1 protein-coding gene is annotated in these 1,229 nt (G+C 65.9%); it reads left to right on the forward strand.

Annotated elements, in window-relative coordinates; genetic code table 11:
- Positions 1-340: 340 nt before the first annotated feature.
- Positions 341-1,081: a GntR family transcriptional regulator gene (locus DMC18_RS25485; protein ID WP_110133439.1), complete on the forward strand. Its 741-nt coding sequence runs from the start codon at positions 341-343 to the stop codon at positions 1,079-1,081.
- Positions 1,082-1,229 lie beyond the last annotated feature (148 nt).

Below are 1,229 nucleotides of genomic sequence, written 5' to 3' on the forward strand. Positions count from 1 at the left end.
CGCGTCCGGAACCTCCTCCAACGGTCCCGACCACCCCGCCAAAGGCGATTGAAGCACCAGACCCGACATCGACGACTCCCCCGAAACCTGTCGCAGCGCGGCCTGTCCCGGCGCGCTTGCCTCTCTTGATCGAAGGCTGAGCATAGATGCCATTTTAATACCACTCAAAAAACGAACACCGACACCGGAAGCCGAAAATCGTTTGACACAAAAGCGATTTATCGCCCTGGTGCGATTTATCGGATCGAAGCGGCGGACAAAAAGGACTTAGATTGGTATGTGCGCAGTGAGATGCCCCGAAACGCGGCGCCTGGCTCCACTGGAGATGGAAATCTAACCCATGCTGCTCTCCGAACGCATCGGCCCGATCGAGACCACCGCCTCCGCGCCGCTCTATCTGCAGCTCCAGCGCGCCCTGCGCGAAGCGATCCAGCACAAGATCCTGACGCCGGAAGACGCCCTGCCGCCGGAGCGCGACATGGCCGAGGACTTCAACGTCTCGCGCATCACCGTGCGCAAGGCGCTGGAGGGCCTGGTCAGCGAGGGCCTGCTCACCCGCCGCCAGGGCGCGGGCACCTTCGTCGCCTCGCGGGTCGAGAAGAACTTCTCCAAGCTGACCTGCTTCACCGAGGACATGATCTCGCGCGGCCGCAGCCCGCACAGCGAGTGGCTGGCCAAGATGGAAGGCTCGGTGACGCCCGAGGAGTCGCTGACCCTGGGCCTGTCGCCCAGCACGCCGGTCTACCGCTTCCACCGCATCCGCTATGCCGACGGCGCGCCGATGGCCGTCGAATATTCGACCATCGCCGCCTTCGCCCTGCCCTCGGTCGAGGTGGTCGAGCACTCGCTGTACGAAGCCATGGCCGACGCCGGCTACCGGCCGGTGCGGGCGCTGCAACGGCTGCGCGCGGTGCTGATCACCCCGCAGCACGCCACCCTGCTGGGCGTGAAGGCCAAGGACGCCGGCCTGTTGGTCGAGCGCCGCGGCTTCCTCAGGGACGGCCGGGCCGTCGAGATCACCCAGTCCTACTACCGCGGCGACACCTACGACTTCGTGGCCGAACTCAACGACCCCGCCTGACCCCTCCCTCTTGTTTTTGTGTCCTGGAGTACGGCCCGTGACCGCGCAGCCCCTTTCCCATTTCCAAGCCCTGACGCCCGAAGCCACGCGCATGTTCCAGGAGGCCGGCGAGGCCTCGGGGGTGGTCGCCCGGCAGCTGGCGGCCAAT

The sequence above is a fragment of the Caulobacter sp. D5 genome (genome assembly GCF_003185805.1).
Lineage (GTDB): Bacteria > Pseudomonadota > Alphaproteobacteria > Caulobacterales > Caulobacteraceae > Caulobacter.

What these genes read in the sequence shown, in the direction of transcription:
- DMC18_RS25485 (WP_110133439.1), top strand. Translation starts at nt 341, where the DNA reads ATGCTGCTCTCCGAACGCATCGGCCCGATCGAGACCACCGCCTCCGCG.